This window comes from Salipiger sp. HF18, from assembly GCF_011806505.1.
Lineage (GTDB): Bacteria > Pseudomonadota > Alphaproteobacteria > Rhodobacterales > Rhodobacteraceae > Salipiger > Salipiger thiooxidans.
This window is the reverse complement of record NZ_JAATOS010000758.1, coordinates 1-1,340: the sequence shown is the minus strand read 5'-3', so window position 1 is coordinate 1,340 and position 1,340 is coordinate 1. Positions and strand designations below refer to the sequence as shown.

Annotated in this window: 1 protein-coding gene; it reads right to left on the bottom strand. The window is 68.6% G+C overall.

Annotated features, from left to right (window positions below; genetic code table 11):
* The coding region (locus tag HC022_RS26645; RefSeq protein WP_167454389.1) for an ABC transporter permease at positions 1-1,340 on the bottom strand (1,340 nt) is incomplete at both ends.

Here is a 1,340-nt window from a genome sequence, read left to right as displayed (position 1 = left end):
AGGCGAAGGCCGCCGCCACCGTCGCGGGCGAGTAGACCAGCCGCGTGTCCGGAGAGATCACGCTCATCACCCCGCCGAAGCCGAAGGCCGCCGCGACCCCGAGCGCGCCGCCCACGAGGCAGACCAGCACCGCCTCGATCAGGAACTGCGCGGTGATGTCGGACTGCCGTGCGCCCACCGCCTTGCGGATGCCGATCTCGCGGGTCCGCTCGGTGACCGAAACCAGCATGATGTTCATGACCCCGATCCCGCCGACCACCAGCGAAATCAGCGCAATGGCCGAGATCAGCCAGGTCAGCGTCCGCGAGGTCGACTGGATGGTCTCGCGGATGGTGTCGGTGTTGGTGAGGAAAAAATCGACGGTGCCGTGGCGCCGGGTCAGGATCTCGGTGATCTCGGCTTCGGCCTCGCTCATGTCGTAGCCGTCAGTGACCTGCACCGAGATCGAATCCACAGTGGTGGCCCCGGTGATGCGGGTCATGGCGGTGGTGTAGGGGGTAAAGACCTTGATCGACTGCGGCCCGAAGCTGGCGCCCGACGAGGCGACCACGCCGATCACCTGAAGCGGGATGCGCCCGATCAGCACCCGCTGGCCGATGGGATCGCTGCCCTCGAAGAAGGTCTCCGCCGCGTCGCTGTCGAGCACCGCCACCTGCGCCCTTGCGGCAAGGTCGTCCTCGGTGAAGGTGGCGCCCCGGGTGACCGTGTAGGAGCCAAGCTGGAAATAGCCCGCCGACACGCCCTTGACCTGCGCCGAGGCCGTGGTGCCCGCGTGGATCACGTTGGCGCTGGTCGAGACCTCGGGCGAGACCGAGGCTGCGAAGGGCATGCCGTCGAGCGCATCGGCATCGGCGCCCACCAGCGTGTCGATGCGGTTGGCGCGACGGTCGCGGAAGCTGGTACCGGGGCGGATGTCGATGGTCGAGGTGCCGATAGAGGCGATGTTCTCGAGCACCTTCTGCTGGCTGCCGTTGCCCAGCGCCACCACCGAGACCACCGAGGTGATGCCGATGATGATGCCGAGCATGGTGAGGAAGGACCGCAGCTTGTGCGCGGCCATGGACTTCAGCGCCATCCGCGTCGCCTCGCGCAGCCGGTCGGCGAGGGCGCCGAGCCCCGCGTGGCCTCCTTGGGTGGCGGCGATGCGGGGCCGGGCGGTGGTTTCGCGTGTGCGCGTGTCGGCGATGATCTCGCCGTCGCGGATCTCGATCACCCGGTCTGCGGTCGCGGCGATGCTCGGGTCGTGGGTCACGATGATGACCGTGTGCCCCTCGGTATGCAGCTCGCGCAGAAGCGCCATCAGGTCTTCGCCGGACTGGCTGTCGAGCGCGCCGGTGGGC